The following is a 16,831-nucleotide window of genomic DNA, read 5'->3' on the forward strand; positions in this document are numbered from 1 at the left end:
TAGTCGCAACGCGAAGCCGTGAGCGGGGTTATGGTTTGACGCTGTAGTCCAGTTCGAGAGGGGCTGGACCTTCAGCCGGACCGACGAGCTGTTCGATCTGCAGGCGGAAACGCTCGACCTGATCGCGTTTCAGCATGAACCGGTGGAAGTCTGCAGGAGAGGTGTTGTAGTGCAGGTGCGATTTGTAGCCATCGGGTGATTCAACATCCATGCGCACCGGGAACTGCAGCCACTTGCCTTGGAATTCCTCAGAGAGCATCCAGTTCAGGTAGAGTTTGGCCGCGGCTTTGTGTTTTGCATCCGTCGGAATAGCTGCGGTTTGAAACCAACTCAGGAAGTAGTCTTCTTCGGGCAATACGAGCCGTGTATCGCTGCCTTCAAATGGCACAAATGCCCAGGAGGTCGTGAAGCTCGCGCCATACCATCCGTTGTCAATCGCGACATAGGGCATCGACGTGCCGCGCACCCAGGTCGGTTCAGTGGCAACAAGCTGTTCAAGATACTCCCAGCCGTATTGCTCTTTCAGATTCCAGAACTGGTACAGAACGGCGTCATCGGTGTGCGGGTAGGTCAGGATGACTTTGCCCTTCAGCGCCGGGTCCAGGTAATCCAGCGCATCGCGCGGAGCGTCATCTTCATTAATCAGGTCGGAATTGAATACGTTGGTGAAGGCCACGCCGAACAGGCCGATCCAACGCCCGTGCGGATCTTTGTAATCCGGGTAGACCTTCTCCCAGTTCTTCGGCTTGTATCGCTCCAGCAGTCCGCGCTCGGCGTAGTAGTCGTAGTCGTGCAGGGTTTGAAACTGGATGATGTCCGGCACATCGGCTTTGCTGTCATCTTCCCGCGCATTGTCATAGCGGGATGCGTGATAGAAACTCAGGTCAACACTGTGCGTGACATTGATTTCCGGAAAACGCTCTTTGAACATATCCAGGTAGTAGTCGGCCTGATCGTCCTTATCACCGCCCGCGCGGATGACCAGCTCGCCGCCTTCCGCAACGGCTTCGGCATAAAGTTCTTCGAGCGATTTGGTTTCGATTTCGGTTGCGAGTGCTGTGCTGGCGAACAGAGCGCCTGCAATGGCACCAATAAGTGCATGTTTCATTGGAGTGTTCTTTCTTTAACAGCTTGAGGGTTACGCCGCGATTTTCTGACCGTTCACGGCTTCGTAGGAGCGGATGAGTATCGTCTTGATGGTGTCCAGCTCAGCCTCATCACGGGGTGAAAACACCATCACGAGCCCGACCGGACGGCGGCCTGCCAGGACAAGAGTGTGGTGCTCACCCCAGCCTTTTTCGACAACTTCCAGGGCATCGTCGTGGGGCAGTTGCACATGCATGCTGCCATTGTCCGGATGCGGGTGGATGTGGGCGAACTCGCGGCCAATCATGAAGGCGTCGTGATTGCAGGCGGCTCCATCGTGCATAACCATTGCGCGGGCACCGGGAACCGAAACAAGGCTGTCGCGGTCTTCTACACCCGGCAGGGTAAAGGCCCATTCGCGCATCTGGTCAACGATGTGGTCAGGCCCGTGGTGAGTGACCTGGGAATGCGGCAGCCCGTGGGTGGTGTCGGGTTTCGGACCAACGCGCTTCGGGAGGTTCAGTGTTTTGCTCATGGCGTTTCTCCAGTTCGGTGTGCTCAGAAGATAGCCTGCGCAACTGCGCATAGTAATTAGCGATCTAGACAAGCCATACTTGCACAAAAGCACAGATTAAAATCGCAACCAGGCCATGCGGGCTGAATTTCGAAAGCTGACCCAGAAACTGCGCCAGAAAGCAGGCCTCCCTTTGGCCAGGCGAAATGCTTGCTGAGCGGCGTTCAGGCGTTAATACTTGCAAGGAGATTTGGCATCACCGTAAAGGCTTCTTGCATGGACGCACAAAACTTTGAATGGAGCGATGTTCCTTTTGTGCTGGCCGTCTGCGAAACCGGAAGCCTGTCCGGCGCGGCCCGCAGGTTAGGAGTGAACCACTCCACCGTTTTCCGGCGCATCGAAAACGTGGAAAGCAAGCTGGGCGTCACCCTGTTCGAGCGCCAATCGCACGGCTATGTCATGACTGCGGCGGGTGAGTATTTTCTTCAGCATGGGCTGAAGCTTCGGGAACGCATGACCCTGATTCAGCGCGAACTAAGCGGCCAGGATTTGCGCCTGGAGGGCATTCTTACCGTTACGACGACAGACTCTTTGCTGCACACGTTTTCGCCCGTGTTCCGGTATTTTCAGCAAAAATACCCTGATGTTGAACTGCGCCTGCTCTCCGGGACCCGGCCACTAGACCTGATGCAGCGTGACGCGGATATTGCGTTGCGGCCAACAATGAACCCTCCCGAACATTGGATAGGGCGCAACCTGCTGCCGGTTTCCTATGCAGTCTATGCCCATACAGATTACGTGGAGGCTATGCGGGACCTGCCGCCGGAGCAGCACCGCTGGCTGCAGCTGGACGATAGCTTGCGGCAATCACCAATGAACCGGATTACAGCGGGGCACAAGGCGGAGCATGCGCCAATAACACTAACCAGTGCGGTTATGGGGATGTTCGACCTTGCCCGGGCAAGCCTCGGTATTGCTGTGTTGCCCTGCTACCTTGGCCAAAGCTGCCCGGAACTGCAGCGGCTGCACGCGCCCGACCCCAAAAACAACACAAGTCTCTGGTTGCTGGCACATCCCGATATTCGACGAAGCGCCAGGGTTCATGCATTCTTCGAATTCGCGACCGCTAAAATTCGTGATGAGTACATGGATGTTTTCTAGCTGTATGATCTGCTGAGACGGCATCCGAGCGCATCGCAAAAGCAGATGAATTTGGCTCGAACATGCCGTAAACTAAGGTGAGTTTTGGCGGTTTACCACCGATAGAAGGCAATGGGCGCGGTCTTGTTCGCGACTGCGGCGAACGACAGAAAAGTCCCGACCTTGCCAATTCCGACACCTTGCCGTGAAAGGCAGCAGTCACGACTTTGCGGCACCGTAGCGAATTGACACCTGCCCTTCCTTCAACCCCGCATTCATGATGACGATGAGCTTGCGCATGATTGCCGTGATCGCGACCTTTGCGGGCTTTCCACGTTCACGTAAGCGTCGCGCGCATGATTGCATCATGGGATCGTATAGCTGCGTTGACAGAGCGGCCATGTAGAGCGTGGATCTGACGTCGCGCCTGCCCCCGGAAATGCGGCGGTGGCCTTTCAACGTCCCTGAATCTTGGGCGTGCGGCGCAAGTCCAACGATGGCGGCTGCTTCACCCTTGGCCAGTGAGCCAAGCTCAGGCACATATGCTAAGCACGCCGCAGCCGTTTCGGAGCCTACACCGACCACGGATTTCAGCAAGTCCGACTTGCTCCGAAACCCGGGTGTTGATGATATCAGCTTGCCGGTTTGTTCATCCAGCTCGTTCATATCTTTGGTCAGGGCGCGGATATGGCGTTTCAAGGAGCGCTCAACGGCCCTGATTAGCCGGTTCTGTTCCTTGCGGATCATCTGGGCCAGGCCATCGCGACGCCGCCGTAGCCCACGTAGCTCGGCTGTTTCCGTCCCAGGCGGCTGCCAAAGGCGCAGATCCTCTGATTTTGCGGCAAAGAGTGCGAGCATTCTTGCGTCCACCTGGTCTGTCTTGGCTGACAATCCGGGATACTTCGCAAAGTACCGTGTCCGTGTGCCATGTGCGCGATGGACAGGCAGCTCCAGATCGACACAGGACTGAAGAACGTGCCGTTCATAGCCTCCAGATGCCTCGCAAACGACAAATGGGATGCCGCCTTTCCTCTTGTCTTGAGAAACCGTTTGATGGCCGTGACGCTGTTGGGACTTGTCACCTGCCGATCATCGGGCAAGCTATGCACCGTCAGACTGGCCTTCGGGACTTCGAATGCAATGACGTTGGTGCGGTCTGCCTCGCTGAAGTTACTGCTGATGTCGTTATCCTTGATTAGGCTCGGCCGCGAAGGCCCTTCTGCCGTTCGGATGGCCGGACAGATGTGACGGGCGGCAAGATATTTTGCGACCGTTGAGCAGGTCTTCCTCGGGTTGGCCTGCCCGCCACCAGCTTCCCGAATGGCCATCCGGGAAACCGACCGGCATCATCTTCTCAGAAGATAAAATAGAGGCAATGTCTTACGCATAACCCTGGGGTGAGGCCGGAAGGCCAAGAGGGCAGCGCCCCTGCCGTCTGCACTATCTGCTTGACGCCGCGCGCCGATGTTCCTACGCATCCGGCGCGCAGAAGGCTGGACGGCCGCGTGGGGTTCATGCCCCGCGAGGAAAGTCCGGACTCCATGAAGCAACGGTGCCGGGTAACGCCCGGGCGGGGAAACCCGACGGAAAGCGCCACAGAAAACAGACCGCCCGCCGGACCGGAGGTTCGCCAACGGAGCATTCGGCGGGTAAGGGTGAAACGGTGGGGTAAGAGCCCACCGCGCCGCTGGCAACAGGGGCGGCACGGCAAGCCCCACCGGGAGCAATGCCAAATAGGGCCCCCGCGCAGGCAGGTCCCGGAAACGGGAAACCGCTGCTAGGCACGCTTCAGCCGAGAGGGGCCGGGTTGGCAGCTAGAGGCACGCAGCAATGCGCGCCCCAGATGAATGGCCGTCGAGCCCGGGATTACGGTCCCGGGGGGACAGGATCCGGCTTACAGGCCTTCTGCGCATAATTACCCCCGAATCCTATTGACTTGGGGGCTGGGACAGGTACAAGCCGGGCTTCAGATAGGAATTTACCGAGAGGCCCCTGCCTTTTCGGACGCAGGAGAAGCACCATGGCGAAGCCGACCACAATCAAGATCCGCCTGAACTCGAGCGCGGGCACCGGCCACTTCTATGTGACCAAGAAAAACGCTCGCACCATGACCGAAAAAATGGTTGTGCGGAAGTACGACCCGGTTGTGCGCAAGCATGTCGAGTACAAAGAAGGCAAAATCAAGTAAGCCTTTCCTTTGGAATGATTTCCGGAAACGGGTCGCGCCTGGCGCGGCCCGTTTTCTTTTGGGCTGGCCTGTCACTTCGGTTAGCCTGACACTTCGGCTGGTCTGACACCTCGCGCGGCTGCTTCAAATTCGAGAAAAATGCCGGGCTGATTTCGCCGCATAACGACCTGCCGTGGCACGTTTGTGCCCCAATTCCCGCCTAGCCTTAAACCCGTGGGTTAATGAACAAACGGGTGGATGTGCTGTGAGGGTTTACATGATTGCGGCTGCACTGGCAGCGAGTGGGGCGCCGGTCTCCAGTTCTTTTGATGCTGGGATGGCGGTACCGCCGCCGCCTGCAGTCGAGGCACGGCATTTGCAGGCAGCGTCGCCGGCCCCTTCCGGCGGACAGCGGGCTGTGGTGGACAAAATCGTGCACCTGCAGGGGCGCAGGCTGGCATTGTGCCTGGTCCGCTCAGGCAGTGCTGGAATGGCGGTTCTAAGTGTCCCGGAGGACAGTGCGGTGCCCAGCCTGCCAGAGATCCCAGCGGCTGAGTTCCTTGGTTTGGTCACAGAAGCTTCCGGCTGCCGCCCAGACGGAGAAGTGCGCAAAGTGTCGAGCCGCCGGGGCACAATCGCCGTCTCCACCGGGCTGGACTGCGCCGGTCCAGGTTCCTGACGCCACAGATCTGAACTAGGCGCGCCACTCGGCCATAGTCAGCACCGGATCCATTCCCATCCCCTGCATCAGCGCGGCTGAGGCGGTGTTGAAGGGTGCATAAGTGGCTGCAACCACTGTGGCGCCCGCCGCCAGTGCCTGTGCCCTCATCGCCTCGACCAGCGCCTTGCCAACCCCCATCCGGCGCCAGGCTTCGGTCACCGAAATATGGTGCAGCATGGCGCGGGTCTCAGCCATGCGGATGGGCAGCGCTGGCCGGTTCTGCAGCTCATAGATCAGATAGCCCAGCAGCGCCCCTTGCGGGCTTTCTGCGGCCAGCGCAAAGATGGTCTCTTCCCGCAGCCACTCCTGCAGCCATGCGGCCAGACCTGTGCTGTCAGGGGCTGGCGTGTGGCGCTCTGGCTGATGCGCTGCGTGCAGCGCATGCAGGTCCTGCAACAGCGGCAGCAGACGGTCTGCCTCCACTGCGGGAATCTCGATAATCTTCATGGGGTCATCCCTCTTATTGTTTTTGAAATGAAAAGGGGCGGATCATTGTGACCCGCCCCTCGCTGACTTTGGAATGTGTTGTACGCTTATTCGCGGTTTCCAAGCAGCTGGAGCAGCATCATGAACATGTTGATGAAGTCCAGATAAAGGCTGAGCGCGCCCATGATGGCGGACTTTGCCAGCCATTCCTGGTCGCCCGAATGGGCCATCTGCAGGTAGTCGTTCTTGATCCGCTGGGTGTCATAGGCGGTGAGGCCTGCAAAGATCAGCACGCCGATCACCGAGATCGCAAAGGCCATTGCCGACGACGCCAGGAAGATATTGACGATCGAGGCCACGATCAGGCCGATCAGGCCCATGATCAGGAAAGCGCCCATGCCGGACAGGTCTTTCTTGGTGGTGTAACCAACCAGCGACAGGCCCGCAAAGGCGACGGAGGTGATCAGGAACACCTGCACGATGCTCTCGCCGGTGAACACCAGGAAGATCGAGCTGATCGACAGGCCCATCACGGTGGCGAAGACATAGAACAGCAGCTGGACGCCGGCCGCGGACATGCGGTTTGCGGCAGCGCCGATGCCAAAGACAAAGGCCAGCGGTGCAAACATGATGACCCATTTCAGCGGCGAAGCATAAAGCGCATGGCCGATATTGGTCAGATATTTATCCGCGCTCAGCTGCGCTACGGCATTCGCCGGGTCCGCAGTGACGGCCAGGCCGGAAATGGCCCAGGCTGCAAGGAAAGTGATGAACGTGCCTGCGGCCATGGTGCCGTAGACCTTGTTCATATGGGCGCGCAGGCCCTCATCAATCTGCGCGGCGCGGGCGCCGGCGGCAGACCGGATGGTGTCGAATTGTGCCATCTTGGGTGGTCTCCGTAAATTACTCCCTTGCTGCCGGCGCACGAACCGGGCCGCGGCCGGCAGCATTCCCGCTAAATATCGGGGGAAGTGCGTTCCGGTTCAAGTATTTCAGGGCAATAAATACATGAAAAACGAGGAAACGGGCCGCCGGCTGGCGGCCCGTCTCAAATGCGGGCGTCAAATCGGGCTGCAGAGGCTCAGCGGGACCAGTGATCCGGCGCGCTCCAGAACCCGCGCCGGGCCTCGGCATCTGCTTCTGTGCGGGTCACGCCGATGTCGTCCAATGCGCGGGCGTCCAGCTTGGCCAGCTGGCGGCGCTGCGTCCAGACCTTCAGGTGCAAGCGCAGGCGGGCAGCCAGCGAAAGCTGCGGCTTTGCGGCAGGGCGGGGTGTGCAGCGGGAGGAGGTTGCAGGGGTCATAGCGCGGATCCTTCAGTTACGTTTGTGATGCGCCCCTTTTGGGTGATCAATTGTGTTGATGAATATGGCGTCTTGTGGCACATTTTAAAAACGAATGTTTTTGATCTAATGCATCAGGTGCTGTGATGATAAGAAATCTCGATATCACCACGCTCCGCTCTTTTGTGGCGGTGGCGGACAATGGCGGCGTGACCCGGGCGGCCGGTTTTCTGCATCTCACCCAATCGGCGGTCTCGATGCAGATGAAGCGGCTGGAGGAGCTTTTGGGTTTAAGCCTTCTGGACCGCTCCGGGCGCACTATTGCGTTGACAGCGGAAGGTGAGCAGATGCTTGGCTATGCCCGCAGGATGGTGGCGCTGAATGACGAGGTGATCGGCAGGCTGACAGACCAGGCCTTTGAGGGCGAGGTGCTGCTGGGGGTGCCGCATGACGTGGTGCATCCGGTCATTCCGCAGGTGCTGAAGCGGTTCAATCTCAGCTACCCGCGGGTGAATGTGAACCTTTGCACATCCAACACCCGCGACTTGAAAACTGAATTCTCGCGCGGTGCATTCGATCTGATCCTGACCACGGAAAACGGATCAGGCGAGGGCGGTGAGACGATCCACAGCATGCCGCTGCGCTGGGTCGGCGCGCCCGACGGATCGGTCTGGCGGCAGCGTCCCCTGCGGCTCGGCTTCTGCCGCAACTGCAGTTTCCGCCCCGTGGCCACTGCGGCGCTGGATCAGGCGGGTATCGAATGGGAGATGGCGCTCGACAGCGATTCCGACCGCACCGTCGAGGCAACGGTCAGTGCCGACCTGGCCATCGGCGTGCTGCTGGAGGGCACCCAGCCGGGCTATCAGGAGCTGGTTGAACAGGGTTGCGGTCTGCCGGACCTTCCGATGCAGCACATCAATCTCTACGGGGCCGAGCGCGTGCGCGCACCCTATGTCGAGGAGCTGGCCGAGTTTATCCGTCAGGCCTTTCAAGGGCTGTGGTCCGCGCCGCTGCGCGCTGCCAGTTGACGCGCTGATGCTCCGGCACCGGGCGGGAAGGGCCCGGACGCGCTATCTGGTCAGCGGTTGCCGCCCATGGTGATCACCACCTTGCCGGTGGACTTGCGGCTGCGCAGCAGGTCCAGCCCCTCGGCCGCGCGGTCCAGCGGCAGGGTGTGGCTGATATGCGGCTTGATGCGGCCTTCGCCGTGCCAGGCAAACAGCGTCTCAAAGGAGCGGCGTACTGCTTCGGGCCAGAATTTCATGTAGCCGCCCAGATAAAACCCGATCACCGTCAGGTTTTTTACCAGCAAGTGGTTGGCCGGGATTTGCGGCACCTCGCCGCCGGCAAACCCCACCGGCAGCAGCCGAGCGCCGGGATTGGCAGAGCGGAAAGCGGCTTTCCAAACATCTCCGCCCACAGCGTCATAAACCACATCTGCGCCGCCCAGTGTTTTCACAGTGCTGCGCAGGTCTTCACTTGCATCGACCAGGTGATCGGCACCGGCAGCGGCAGCCACTTCCAGCTTCTCCAGCCCGCGGGCCTGGGCAATGACTGTTGCGCCCATCAGCTTGCCGATTTCAACAGCCGTCAGCCCGACGCCGCCGGCGGCGCCTGTTACCAGCAGTGTCTCGCCCGGCTGCAGGCGGGCGCAATGATCCAGTGCCATGTGGCTGGTGCCATAGGCGATCTGCATCGCCGCGGCGTGCTCGAAACTCATCGCATCCGGGATCCGGATCAGCTGGGCTGCGTCAAAAACCCCGGCTTCAGCCAGCCCGCCGGATCCGCCGAACACCGCGACCCGGTCGCCCGGAGCAAACCCTTTTGTGCCATCGCCCAGTTCCGTCACCACGCCTGCCGCTTCCAGTCCCAGGGTAAAGGGGGGCTCGGGCGTGTCCTGATAACTGCCCTTCATCATCAGCAGGTCGGCAAAGTTCAAACCGCAAGCTTGCAGCGCAACGGCAGCTTGGCCGGGGCCCGGGGGCGGGACGTCTGTTTCCGTCAGCGACGCCGGACGGTCAAAGGCCGGAACTTGGAAAGCTTGCATGTTTTTTCCTCACCTTCTGCGGGAATCTGTGTGATTCGCCACCTCACACTGGCGGGGTGCTGCGCCTGCCTGCACCTCGCTATTTCTGGGGAGGTACGTGATCGGCAGCCGCTTGGCAACAAAACCTTTAGAAAAATGATACATGAAATCATGCGCTTGAACGTGCGGTCCGCGCACGGGGCGACGGCAGCCTTGCAATCAATCGCAAGGGTTGTACACTTTTGCTCAGAGGTTGAGCGTAGATCGCTCTGATGGGGAACCGTGTTCCGGCAAAGAATTGAAGCCGCCAGAACAGGTTATAGGAACGCAGCGGTCCGGGTTGCAGCCGGATTTTTGAACTTAGGAGAAACGCATGGCTCATCCAGTTGACGTGCATGTGGGAAAGCGCATCCGCCACCGCCGGTGGCTGATCGGCATGACACAGCAGCAACTCGCCGAGCAGGTCGGCATTAAATTTCAGCAAATTCAGAAATACGAGACCGGTGCCAACCGGGTCAGCGCCTCCCGGCTCTGGGATATCTCCGACGCCCTTGAGGTGCCGGTAAGCTTCTTCTTCGAAGGTCTGCAGGAAGAAGGCAAATCCTCGGCGGATAAAGCCTCCGTTCCGGAAGATCTGATGGGCGACAAGGAAGCCCTGGACTTGGTGCGCTCCTACTACGCGATCCCGGAAAACCAGCGCCGCCGCCTGTTTGAACTGGCGCGCGTACTGAGCGACGTCGCCTGAAATCCGGACGGCGAATGAAGGATAATTGCAAGCGCAAAACCTGCGATGACAGGGTTTGCGCTTGCAATAATGCCGGGTGAGTGGCACCCGTATTGGTATGACACAGGCCGCTTTTCTCGATCTTGACGTTGCACACAGGATGGCAGACGCAGCCCGCGCTGCCATCCTGCCGCATTTCCGCACATCTTCGCTGACCGCTGAAAACAAACTCGAAGGCGGGTTTGATCCGGTCACGGTTGCGGACCGCGCTGCCGAGCAGGCGATGCGGGCAGTCCTGGCAGAGTTGCGCCCCGATGACGGAATTCTGGGCGAAGAGTTTGGCACCAAGCCAGGCACCACGGGCCGCACCTGGGTGCTCGATCCGATTGACGGCACCCGCGGGTTCATCAGCGGCACGCCAACCTGGGGTGTCCTGATCGCATTGTCGGATGAAAACGGTCCATTCCTGGGGGTGATCGACCAGCCCTATACCGGCGAGCGTTTCTGCGGCGGGCCGGAAATTGCTTCCATGACCGGCCCGTTAGGCGAAAGATCTTTGCAGACCCGCGCCACTGCGGCGCTGAAAGACGCCATCCTGTTCACCACTTTTCCGGAAGTCGGTACGCCAGAGGACCGCGCTGCGTTCGAACGGGTCTCGGCCCGCGCCAAGCTGACCCGCTATGGCACCGATTGTTATGCCTATGCGCTGGTGGCGGCGGGGCAAGTGGATCTGGTGATCGAGGCCGGTCTCAACGCTTATGACATTCAGGCGCCGATTGCGCTGATCCAGGCGGCAGGCGGTATGGTCACTGACTGGCAGGGCAACCCGGCCCACAACGGCGGCCGTGCCCTGGCCGCGGCCAATGCGGATATCCACGCGGCTGCACTGGAACTTCTGCAACAGACGTAAACGGGTTGATAATGGCGCCCCCGGCCTGTAGTTTTCCCGGCAGGCCGGTTCTTCGCCCGTTTTCCATCGGCTAATCACACATTCCTCTGAAGCGGGCTGTCTTTTGGAGTGTGTGTAAATGACAGAGATCCTGATACAAAATGCCGATACCATCCTGACCATGGATGACACGCGCCGTGTGCTGCACGGCGCCGATGTGCTGATCCGCGGCGGCGGGATTGCCGCGGTGGGGCAGGGGCTGCAAACCAGCGGAGACATTGTCTCCGGCCGCGGATGCGTGGTGACCCCGGGGCTGGTCAACACCCATCACCACCTCTACCAGAACCTGACCCGCGCGGTGCCGGGCGCCCAGGATGCGCTGTTGTTCGGCTGGCTGCAGCGGCTCTATCCCATCTGGGCGCAGTTCACCCCGGACGAGATGTTCGTCTCTGCCCAGCTGGGCCTGGCAGAGCTGGCGCTGTCCGGCTGCACCCTCAGTTCCGACCACCTGTATCTCTACCCCAACGGCTCGCGGCTGGAGGACACTATCCATGCCGCCCGCGATGTGGGCCTGCGTTTTCACCCGACCCGCGGCGCGATGAGCATCGGCGAAAGCGACGGCGGATTGCCGCCGGACAGCCTGGTCGAGAAAGAGCAGGCCATTCTCGACGACATGATCCGCGTGGTGGATGGCTTCCACGATGCCGGCGAAGGGTCCATGTGCCGCGTCGGCCTGGCGCCATGTTCGCCGTTTTCGGTCAGCCGCGAGCTGATGCGCGATGCCGCCCTGCTGGCCCGTGACAAAGGCGTGATGCTGCACACCCATCTGGCCGAAAACGACGAGGACATCGCCTATTCCGAGGCCAAATTCGGCTGCCGCCCCGGCCAGTATGCCGAAGAACTGGGATGGACTGGCGACGACGTCTGGCATGCCCACTGCGTGAAGCTCGACGTGCAAGAGATTGACCTTTTTGCCAGAACCCGCACCGGGGTTGCCCATTGCCCCTGTTCCAACTGCCGTCTGGGCAGCGGCATAGCGCCTGTGCGCGCAATGCGGGACGCCGGGGTTCCTGTGGGGCTGGGTGTGGACGGCTCCGCCAGCAACGACATGGCCAGCCTGGCGTCAGAGGCGCGGCAGGCCATGCTGCTGCAGCGGGTTGCCAATGGCGCCGACGCGATGAGCGCTTATGAAACGCTGGAGATCGCCACCCGCGGCGGCGCCGATGTGCTGGGCCGCCCGGATTGCGGCCGCCTGGCACCGGGCAAGCGCGCCGACATCGCGGTCTGGGACACCACAGGCATTGCCTCCAGCGGCAGCTGGGATGCCGCAGCGCTGCTGCTGGCCGGTCCCACACAGGTGAAACACCTGTTTGTCGAAGGCAAGCAGGTCATCCGCAGCGGCGGGATCACAACGCTCGACCTGCCGCAGCTGATAGAACGCCATGGGAAACTGGCGCGGGCGCTGGCTTCATCTTTCTGAAAATACTCAAGGCCGAGGCGCGTCAGCGCCTCTGCTAAACCGGTCGCCCGCCAATCCAGACCTCGGAAATGGCGCGGTCGTCGCCCATCATGATGGTGGGGAACACCGCCTCCCACAGATCCCCGGCGCGCGCTGACCGCTGCGCGATCGCCGGGGCCGAGGCCAGATCCAGCACCACTAGATCCGCCTCCATGCCGTGGGCGATGTTGCCGATCTTTGCCTCCATCCGCAGCGCCGTGGCGGATCCTTGGGTCGCCAGCCACAACAGCTGTGCTGCATGCAGCGGCGTGCCGCGCAGCTGGCCGATCTCATAGGCCGCCGCCATGGTGCGCAGCATTGAAAAGCTGGACCCGCCGCCGGTGTCAGTGGCAAGCCCGATCCGCTGGCCCTCTGCCATCAGCCCTGCCATGTCAAAGAGGCCGGAGCCGATAAATGTGTTCGACGTCGGGCAATGGATCAGCGCCGCGCCAAAGTCCCGCAGCCGGTGCCGTTCACGCTCCTCCAGATGGATTGCGTGACCGTAAAGCCCCCGGGCGCCCAGCAGTCCGAACTCCTCATAGGTGTCCAGATAGTCGCGGGCCTGCGGAAACAACGACCTGACCCATTCGATCTCATCAATCTGCTCGCTCAGATGTGTTTGCATCAGGCATTCCGGGTGCTTGCCCCACAGTGCACCCATTGCTTCCAGCTGTTCTGGGGTGGAGGTGGGGGAGAACCGCGGTGTAATTGCATATTCCAGCCGGTCCACACCGTGCCAACGCCCGATCAGCGCGTCTGAATCGTCATAAGACGACTGCGCGGTATCCCGCAGCTCCTCCGGCGCGTTGCGGTCCATGCAGGTCTTGCCCGCCACCACCCGCTGCCCGCGCGATTGCGCGGCCGTGAAAAACGCATCCACGCTTTCGGAATGAATTGTGCAATAGCTGCAGACAGTGGTGGTGCCGTGTGCGGCTGTCAGATCCAGATACCTGTTCGCAATCCCGTCTGCATAGGCGCGGTCGCCGAACCGCATCTCCTCCGGGAAGGTATAGCTGTTCAGCCAGTCGATCAGCCGCTTGCCCCAGCTGGCGATGATCGCGGTCTGCGGGTAATGCACATGGGCGTCCACAAATCCGGCCATGATCAGCTTGCCGCTGTGATCCACGGTTTCCGCCGCAGGCAGCAGCGCCTGCATTTCTGCCAGCGGCCCTGCACCCGCGACCTTGCCGTTCTGCACCGCCACCGCGTCCAGCAGACGGGCCGCGTCTTCGGGCTGCTCCACGGCAAAGGGAGAGCCGGTAAAAGACAATACGTGCCCTTTCAGGATGTAATCGGTGCCCATTCTTCCAACCCTTTCCTTGCAAAATGGCTCTTGGCAGGATACCCGCCGCATCAGCTCCGGTAAATTATGCCGATGTCATTGTTTTCCGGTAGCCGCTTCTTCTATTTTGCAGGCAGACACTCATAAAATACCCGGGGGCATCACATGAGCAGCGGCGACAACATCACCGGCGATCTGTCTCAGGACGACTCCTATGACCTGGACCGCAAATTGGTTGCCCGGATTCTGGGGGCGGTGGAGCAGGGCGATCAGCAGGCGCTGACGGATCTGCTGGAAGACCTGCACGCAGCCGACATCGCCGACCTTCTGGAACAGATCGATGCCAGCGACCGGGCACGGCTGATCCGGCTTTACGACCGTGAGTTCGACGGCGAGATCCTGTCCGAACTGGACGAGTCGATCCGCGAAGAAGTCATTGAGACGCTGAATCCGCTGGTTCTGGCCGACGCGGTCCGGGAGATGGAAAGCGACGATGTCGTCGACCTTCTCGAAGACCTTGAGGTGCCGCAGCAGGAAGCCATTCTTGAAGCGCTGGAAGATGCCGACCGGGTCGCGGTTGAGCAATCTCTAAGCTATCCGGAAAACTCGGCCGGCCGCTTGATGCAGCGCGAAGTTGTGATGGCGCCGGAGCATTGGAATGTCGGGCAGGCCATTGATTTTATGCGCAACTCGGATGATCTGCCAGAGCAGTTCTATCACGTGGTCCTGGTTGATCCGCGTCTGCATCCGATTGGTAATGTCACCCTTGGCCGGATCATGGCCACCAAACGCGAAGTGCCGCTGACCGAATTGGTCGAGGACACCTTTCAGGTGATCCCCGCCGATCAGGACGAGGAAGACGTGGCCTATGCCTTCAACCAGTACCACCTGATCTCGGCGCCCGTGACCGACGCTGAGGGGCGTCTGGTCGGTGTGATCACCATCGACGACGCGATGATTGTGCAGGACGAGGAGCACGAGGAAGATATCCTGCGTCTGGCGGGTGTGGGCGAGGAAAGCTCGCTGGCGGACCGGGTGATCGAAACAACCAAACGCCGGTTCCCCTGGCTGGCCGTGAACCTGGTCACCGCGATACTGGCCTCGCTGGTGATTGCGCAGTTTGAAGCAACCATTACGCAGTTCGTTGCCCTTGCGGTGCTGATGCCGATTGTTGCCTCGATGGGCGGCAATGCCGGCACCCAGTCGCTGACGGTTGCGGTGCGCGCGATTGCCACCCGCGACCTGACCGGCTCCAACGTCTGGCGGGTGATCCGGCGGGAAGTGCTGGTGGGGTTGGTCAACGGGGTGATCTTTGCCATTGTGATGGGTCTGGTGGGCCTCGCTTGGTTCGGCTCGCCGATGCTGGGGGTCGTGATTGCCGTCGCTATGGTGATCAATCTGGTCGTGGCGGGGCTGGCGGGCACGGTGATCCCGGTTCTATTGGAGAAAGCCGGAATTGACCCGGCGCTGGCCTCAGGCGCATTTGTGACCACTGTGACAGATGTGGTCGGGTTCTTTGCCTTCCTCGGGCTTGCCGCCACCGTTTTGCTGTAGGAGACCGCGATGACGGATCTGACTGAAATCAAAGCCGCCGCCCGCAAGGCGGCCTTTGCCCGCCGCAAGGACGCGCACGCCCGCAACATCCCCGGTGCCGCAGGCCATCTGTCCGAGGTGCTGGCCGGTTACCGCGGTGTGCCGCTGTCGGGTTTTCTGCCGATCCGCACCGAGATCGACCCGGTGCCCGCAATGGCCGAAGCGGCAGCGCACGGGCCTGTCGGCGTGCCGGTTATCATGGGGGCGGGCCAGCCGCTGAGATTCAGCCGCTGGCAGCCCGAAGGCCCGCTGCGCGACGGCCCTTTTGGCGCCATGGTTCCTGAAACCGATGACTTCTTTGAACCAGAGATCCTGGTGGTGCCGCTGGTTGCCTTTGATGCAAAGGGGGGGCGTCTGGGGTATGGCGGCGGCTTTTATGACCGCACGCTGGAATTGCTGCGCGGCAAGCGGGCGACGCTGGCGATCGGCTTTGCCTTTGACGCGCAAGAGGCCGAAGACCTGCCGCTGGAACCCACAGATCAACCGCTGGACATGCTGATTACCGAAAGCCGGATCCTGCAATTCAGCCGCTGACGCTGGCCGCGCGCCTAAGATTTTTCGAAAAATCTTGGCAAAACTTTTCAGAAAAGTTTTGCGCGCTTGCTGCAGGCCTTGTTCTGCCGTCCGCATGCGCGTACCACGCCCGCATGCGAATTCTGTTTCTAGGCGATGTGATGGGCCGCGCGGGGCGCAGTGCCATTACCGAAAATCTGCGGCGGCTGCGCCAGGACTGGCGGCTCGATTTTGTTGTGGTGAACGGCGAAAACGCCTCCAACGGCATGGGGCTGAGCGGCGAGCACGCCAAGCTGCTGCTGGAGGCCGGCGTTGATTGCCTGACTCTGGGCGATCATGCCTTTGATCAAAAGGACATGCTGCAGTTCATTGAGAAGGAACAGCGCATTATCCGGCCGCTGAACTTTGCCAAAGGTGCGCCGGGCCGCGGCTTCCGGCTGTTCCAGGCTCCGGGCGGACGTAAGGTGCTGGTGGTGCAGGTGCTGGGCCAGGTGTTCATGAAGCGCGCTTTCGATGATCCCTTCGGCGCGGTTGAGGCGGTGCTGAAATCGCACCCCCGGGGCGGGCTGGCACAGGCCATCATTGTGGATGTACATTGCGAAGCCACCTCCGAGAAGATGGCGATGGGCCATTTCTGCAACGGGCGTGCCTCGCTGGTGGTCGGGACCCATACCCATGTTCCAACGGCTGACGCGCAGATCCTGTCCGAGGGCACCGGCTATCTGACCGATGCCGGCATGTGCGGCGATTACAATTCGGTCATCGGCATGGACAAGGCCGAGCCGATGCGCCGCTTCCTGACCGGAATGCCCAAGGCGCGCTTTACCCCTGCAAACGGCGCGGCCACCTTGTCCGGCGTGTTTGTCGAGACAGACGACCGCACAGGGGCTGCCAAGCAGATTCGCATGGTGCGCAACGGCGGCCTGCTGCAGGAGGCGGCCCCCTAACGGAGTGCTTTTCCGCCACGCGG

Annotated in this window: 17 protein-coding genes and 1 other RNA gene; 10 read left to right on the plus strand and 8 right to left on the minus strand. The window is 60.9% G+C overall.

The window, feature by feature from the left end; translation table 11 throughout:
• Positions 1-28 precede the first annotated feature (28 nt).
• Positions 29-1,108, minus strand: coding sequence for an ABC transporter substrate-binding protein (locus K3555_RS06375; RefSeq protein WP_260007815.1), 1,080 nt, complete (start codon positions 1,106-1,108; stop codon positions 29-31).
• 30 nt (positions 1,109-1,138) lie between these two features.
• A complete protein-coding gene (locus K3555_RS06380; RefSeq protein WP_260007816.1) occupies positions 1,139-1,621 on the minus strand; it encodes a luciferase family protein in 483 nt (160 codons plus the stop codon).
• A 255-nt stretch (positions 1,622-1,876) separates the two neighbouring features.
• On the opposite strand from K3555_RS06380, the gene K3555_RS06385 reads away from it, so the two are divergent.
• Entirely contained in the window at positions 1,877-2,761 is an 885-nt protein-coding gene (locus tag K3555_RS06385; RefSeq protein ID WP_260007817.1) for a LysR family transcriptional regulator, read from the plus strand.
• Positions 2,762-2,959: 198 nt separating this feature from the next.
• Here K3555_RS06385 and K3555_RS06390 read toward each other — a convergent pair whose 3' ends face one another.
• The gene (locus K3555_RS06390; RefSeq protein WP_260008503.1) at positions 2,960-3,760 is read right to left on the minus strand and encodes a transposase; all 801 of its coding nucleotides are present in this window, start codon (positions 3,758-3,760) and stop codon (positions 2,960-2,962) included.
• A 465-nt stretch (positions 3,761-4,225) separates the two neighbouring features.
• On the opposite strand from K3555_RS06390, the gene rnpB reads away from it, so the two are divergent.
• Together rnpB and rpmG are read left to right on the plus strand one after the other, a co-directional pair.
• Positions 4,226-4,653, plus strand: an RNA gene (rnpB, locus tag K3555_RS06395) — RNase P RNA component class A.
• A gap of 107 nt (positions 4,654-4,760) precedes the next feature.
• A complete protein-coding gene (gene rpmG, locus K3555_RS06400) occupies positions 4,761-4,928 on the plus strand; it encodes a 50S ribosomal protein L33 (protein ID WP_008554190.1) in 168 nt (55 codons plus the stop codon).
• A gap of 673 nt (positions 4,929-5,601) precedes the next feature.
• On the opposite strand, the gene K3555_RS06405 is transcribed toward rpmG, so the two are convergent.
• The 3 genes from K3555_RS06405 to K3555_RS06415 form a co-directional block, all read right to left on the minus strand.
• The gene (locus tag K3555_RS06405; protein ID WP_260007818.1) at positions 5,602-6,075 is read right to left on the minus strand and encodes a GNAT family N-acetyltransferase; all 474 of its coding nucleotides are present in this window, start codon (positions 6,073-6,075) and stop codon (positions 5,602-5,604) included.
• Positions 6,076-6,161: 86 nt separating this feature from the next.
• Complete coding sequence (locus tag K3555_RS06410) at positions 6,162-6,938, minus strand: Bax inhibitor-1/YccA family protein (protein ID WP_259991206.1); 777 nt, start codon at positions 6,936-6,938, stop codon at positions 6,162-6,164.
• Positions 6,939-7,135: 197 nt separating this feature from the next.
• Entirely contained in the window at positions 7,136-7,357 is a 222-nt protein-coding gene (locus tag K3555_RS06415; protein WP_260007819.1) for a DUF1127 domain-containing protein, read from the minus strand.
• A gap of 125 nt (positions 7,358-7,482) precedes the next feature.
• Here K3555_RS06415 and K3555_RS06420 point away from each other — a divergent pair, with 125 nt between their 5' ends.
• Positions 7,483-8,364, plus strand: coding sequence for a LysR family transcriptional regulator (locus K3555_RS06420; RefSeq protein ID WP_260007821.1), 882 nt, complete (start codon positions 7,483-7,485; stop codon positions 8,362-8,364).
• Positions 8,365-8,414: 50 nt separating this feature from the next.
• Here the strand turns inward: K3555_RS06420 and K3555_RS06425 are convergent, their stop codons facing one another.
• Complete coding sequence (locus K3555_RS06425; RefSeq protein WP_260007822.1) at positions 8,415-9,383, minus strand: NADPH:quinone oxidoreductase family protein; 969 nt, start codon at positions 9,381-9,383, stop codon at positions 8,415-8,417.
• Between the two features lie 352 nt (positions 9,384-9,735).
• Between K3555_RS06425 and K3555_RS06430 the strand changes: the two genes are divergently transcribed.
• From K3555_RS06430 to K3555_RS06440, 3 genes are all read left to right on the plus strand, one after another.
• A complete protein-coding gene (locus tag K3555_RS06430) occupies positions 9,736-10,107 on the plus strand; it encodes a helix-turn-helix domain-containing protein (protein ID WP_259991212.1) in 372 nt (123 codons plus the stop codon).
• A 97-nt stretch (positions 10,108-10,204) separates the two neighbouring features.
• A complete protein-coding gene (hisN, locus tag K3555_RS06435; protein ID WP_260007823.1) occupies positions 10,205-10,996 on the plus strand; it encodes a histidinol-phosphatase in 792 nt (263 codons plus the stop codon).
• 118 nt (positions 10,997-11,114) lie between these two features.
• Positions 11,115-12,455 (plus strand): 8-oxoguanine deaminase, encoded by a 1,341-nt coding sequence (locus K3555_RS06440; protein ID WP_260007824.1) that lies wholly within the window; start codon positions 11,115-11,117, stop codon positions 12,453-12,455.
• Between the two features lie 34 nt (positions 12,456-12,489).
• On the opposite strand, the gene guaD is transcribed toward K3555_RS06440, so the two are convergent.
• Positions 12,490-13,776, minus strand: a complete 1,287-nt coding sequence (gene guaD / locus K3555_RS06445) for a guanine deaminase (RefSeq protein ID WP_260007825.1) — start codon at positions 13,774-13,776, stop codon at positions 12,490-12,492.
• 144 nt (positions 13,777-13,920) lie between these two features.
• Here guaD and mgtE point away from each other — a divergent pair, with 144 nt between their 5' ends.
• The 3 genes from mgtE (at position 13,921) to K3555_RS06460 (ending at position 16,808) form a co-directional block, all read left to right on the plus strand.
• Entirely contained in the window at positions 13,921-15,309 is a 1,389-nt protein-coding gene (gene mgtE / locus K3555_RS06450) for a magnesium transporter (RefSeq protein WP_259991220.1), read from the plus strand.
• A 9-nt stretch (positions 15,310-15,318) separates the two neighbouring features.
• Positions 15,319-15,882, plus strand: a complete 564-nt coding sequence (locus tag K3555_RS06455) for a 5-formyltetrahydrofolate cyclo-ligase (RefSeq protein ID WP_259991222.1) — start codon at positions 15,319-15,321, stop codon at positions 15,880-15,882.
• Positions 15,883-15,995: 113 nt separating this feature from the next.
• Positions 15,996-16,808, plus strand: a complete 813-nt coding sequence (locus K3555_RS06460; protein WP_129370392.1) for a TIGR00282 family metallophosphoesterase — start codon at positions 15,996-15,998, stop codon at positions 16,806-16,808.
• The last annotated feature ends 23 nt before the right edge of the window (positions 16,809-16,831 follow it).

The organism is Leisingera sp. M527 (assembly GCF_025141525.1).
Taxonomy (GTDB): Bacteria; Pseudomonadota; Alphaproteobacteria; order Rhodobacterales; family Rhodobacteraceae; genus Leisingera.

Bases quoted from the DNA above. Each gene is read 5' to 3' on its own strand.
- K3555_RS06455 (WP_259991222.1), top strand. From the start codon at position 15,319: ATGACGGATCTGACTGAAATCAAAGCCGCCGCCCGCAAGGCGGCCTTT.
- K3555_RS06430 (WP_259991212.1), top strand. From the start codon at position 9,736: ATGGCTCATCCAGTTGACGTGCATGTGGGAAAGCGCATCCGCCACCGC.
- K3555_RS06420 (WP_260007821.1), top strand. From the start codon at position 7,483: ATGATAAGAAATCTCGATATCACCACGCTCCGCTCTTTTGTGGCGGTG.
- K3555_RS06385 (WP_260007817.1), top strand. From the start codon at position 1,877: ATGGACGCACAAAACTTTGAATGGAGCGATGTTCCTTTTGTGCTGGCC.
- guaD (WP_260007825.1), bottom strand. From the start codon at position 13,776: ATGGGCACCGATTACATCCTGAAAGGGCACGTATTGTCTTTTACCGGC.
- rpmG (WP_008554190.1), top strand. From the start codon at position 4,761: ATGGCGAAGCCGACCACAATCAAGATCCGCCTGAACTCGAGCGCGGGC.
- hisN (WP_260007823.1), top strand. From the start codon at position 10,205: ATGACACAGGCCGCTTTTCTCGATCTTGACGTTGCACACAGGATGGCA.
- K3555_RS06410 (WP_259991206.1), bottom strand. From the start codon at position 6,938: ATGGCACAATTCGACACCATCCGGTCTGCCGCCGGCGCCCGCGCCGCG.
- K3555_RS06415 (WP_260007819.1), bottom strand. From the start codon at position 7,357: ATGACCCCTGCAACCTCCTCCCGCTGCACACCCCGCCCTGCCGCAAAG.
- K3555_RS06380 (WP_260007816.1), bottom strand. From the start codon at position 1,621: ATGAGCAAAACACTGAACCTCCCGAAGCGCGTTGGTCCGAAACCCGAC.
- mgtE (WP_259991220.1), top strand. From the start codon at position 13,921: ATGAGCAGCGGCGACAACATCACCGGCGATCTGTCTCAGGACGACTCC.
- K3555_RS06405 (WP_260007818.1), bottom strand. From the start codon at position 6,075: ATGAAGATTATCGAGATTCCCGCAGTGGAGGCAGACCGTCTGCTGCCG.
- K3555_RS06425 (WP_260007822.1), bottom strand. From the start codon at position 9,383: ATGCAAGCTTTCCAAGTTCCGGCCTTTGACCGTCCGGCGTCGCTGACG.
- K3555_RS06375 (WP_260007815.1), bottom strand. From the start codon at position 1,108: ATGAAACATGCACTTATTGGTGCCATTGCAGGCGCTCTGTTCGCCAGC.
- K3555_RS06440 (WP_260007824.1), top strand. From the start codon at position 11,115: ATGACAGAGATCCTGATACAAAATGCCGATACCATCCTGACCATGGAT.
- K3555_RS06460 (WP_129370392.1), top strand. From the start codon at position 15,996: ATGCGAATTCTGTTTCTAGGCGATGTGATGGGCCGCGCGGGGCGCAGT.